This is a genomic window from Roseivivax isoporae LMG 25204 (assembly GCF_000521865.1).
GTDB lineage: Bacteria > Pseudomonadota > Alphaproteobacteria > Rhodobacterales > Rhodobacteraceae > Roseivivax > Roseivivax isoporae.
This window is the reverse complement of the sequence record NZ_JAME01000104.1, coordinates 1-1,841: the sequence shown is the minus strand read 5'-3', so window position 1 is coordinate 1,841 and position 1,841 is coordinate 1. Positions and strand designations below refer to the sequence as shown.

Sequence of the window (1,841 nt, the reverse complement as noted above, 5' to 3'; positions counted from 1 at the left end):
CGATGTATTCGCGGCTCATGATGATCCCGGGCGACCGGCCGTTCTGGATGACCAACCAGGACACCCTTCCGCAGCTCATGACGATGACGATCGGGGACAAGCCGATCTGGACGCCGCCGAGCGGCGATCTCAGCGGCGCACCCGGCGGCTTCCTCCTCGGCCGCCCGGTGCGCTTCAGTGAGTTCGCGCAGACCCTCGGCGACAAGGGTGACCTGCAGCTGATCTCGCCGCGGGGCTACTACGGCGCGCGCCGTGCCTCCGGCGTCAAGTTCGCGTCCTCGATTCACCTCTACTTCGACTACGCCACCGAAGCGTTCCGCTGGACCTTCCGCTACGGCGGCCAGCCGCACCTGTCGAAGCCGGTGGCGCCGAAGAACGGCAACGCGACCAAGTCCCACTTCGTCACGCTCGCCGAGCGCGCCTAAGCCGAGCGCGCCTGATCCGTCGGGCGGCGCAGCGCCCTGCCGCGCCGCCCCACCTCGACCATCTCATCCGGAGGCCTGAGACATGGCAATGAAGACCCTCAACCCGTCGCAGGTTTCGGCGGTCGTCGGCGTGATCGACCCCGACGCCAACGCCGCCGCGACCTACACCACCGCCTGGATCGACATGGCCGACTGGTCGTCGATCATGGCGATCATCCTGGCCGGCACGCTCGGCTCCTCGGGCACCCTCGACGCGAAGCTTGAGCAGGCGCAGGACGGCTCCGGCACCGGCGCGAAGGACGTGCCGGCCTCGGCCATCGCCCAGCTGACGCAGGCCGGCACCGACAGCGACAAGCAAGCGATCATCGAGTGCTGGGGCGAGGACCTCGACCTCGCGAACGGCTTCACCCACGTCCGCCTGTCGATGACCGTTGGCACTGCCACCAGCGACAGCGGTGCCGTGGTTCTCGGTTTCGACCCGCGCTACGGCCCCGCGTCCGACGGCGATGCGGCGACGGTGGCGGAGATCGTCACCGTCTGATCCGACCTCGCGCCGCCTCGCCGCGCGCGGGGCGGCCCCCTGACCAGGAGGGCCCGCCATGGCCACCAGAAAAGACACCTGCATCGTCAAGTTCGTCCGCGATCACGTGGTGCAGGACGAGCGCGCCGGAACGGCCGAGGAGGAGCGCTACACCAAGGGGCAGCGCAAGTCGTTCCCGATCCGCTCGGCCGAGCACTTCGTTTCCCGCGGCTCCGCGGTCTACGTCCGCGGCGGGAAGGCCGACTGATCCATGACCCTGTCCGTCGTGACGCCGCCGGAGGCTGAGCCCCTCGTCGCCAGCGATGCGCTCCTGCGTCAGCACCTGCGGCTCGAGGCGGACGAGACCGACCAGGACGATGCCCTCGCGGGCTATTGTGCGGCGGCGCGTCAGCTGGCGGAGGACTACACCCGCCGCCGGATGATCACGCAGACGCTGCAGCTGCGCCTCGACGGGTTCGGCTGCGGCGGCATCGACCTCGGAGTGTCGCCGGTCCAGGAGATCGTGAGCATCCGCTGGCTGGATTTCTCCGGCATTTGGCAGACGCTCGACGCCGCCCGGTACCGGTTGATCACCTCACGGGATCCCCACCGGGTGATGCCGGAATACGGGCTCACCTGGCCGGTGCCGCGCACGGATCGCGACACGGTCGAGATCCAGTTCATCGCCGGGTTCGGCGAGAATGCCTCGGACGTGCCGCCGCAGCTCCTCCAGGTGATGCGCGTGTTCGTCGCGCACATGTTCGAGCATCGCACCGGGGAAGTGCCCCCGCGGCTTCTCGCGATGCTCGACCGGTGGCGGGTCTGGGTATGAAGGATCCCGGGGCACTGCGCGACCGCGTCGCGTTCGACAAGCCGACCGAAGCGCCCGACGGGTT

General features: G+C 69.3%; 4 protein-coding genes. All 4 read left to right on the top strand.

Annotation, left to right across the window (positions count from 1 at the left end; genetic code table 11):
- A partial coding sequence (locus RISW2_RS22755; protein ID WP_043775673.1) for a phage major capsid protein occupies window positions 1-425 on the top strand: 425 nt, incomplete at its 5' end.
- Window positions 426-507: 82 nt separating this feature from the next.
- The gene (locus RISW2_RS22750) at window positions 508-966 is read left to right on the top strand and encodes a hypothetical protein (protein WP_043775670.1); all 459 of its coding nucleotides are present in this window, start codon (window positions 508-510) and stop codon (window positions 964-966) included.
- A gap of 58 nt (window positions 967-1,024) precedes the next feature.
- Window positions 1,025-1,213, top strand: a complete 189-nt coding sequence (locus tag RISW2_RS22745; RefSeq protein ID WP_043775667.1) for a hypothetical protein — start codon at window positions 1,025-1,027, stop codon at window positions 1,211-1,213.
- Between the two features lie 3 nt (window positions 1,214-1,216).
- Window positions 1,217-1,777, top strand: a complete 561-nt coding sequence (locus RISW2_RS22740) for a head-tail connector protein (RefSeq protein WP_043775664.1) — start codon at window positions 1,217-1,219, stop codon at window positions 1,775-1,777.
- Window positions 1,778-1,841: the final 64 nt, after the last annotated feature.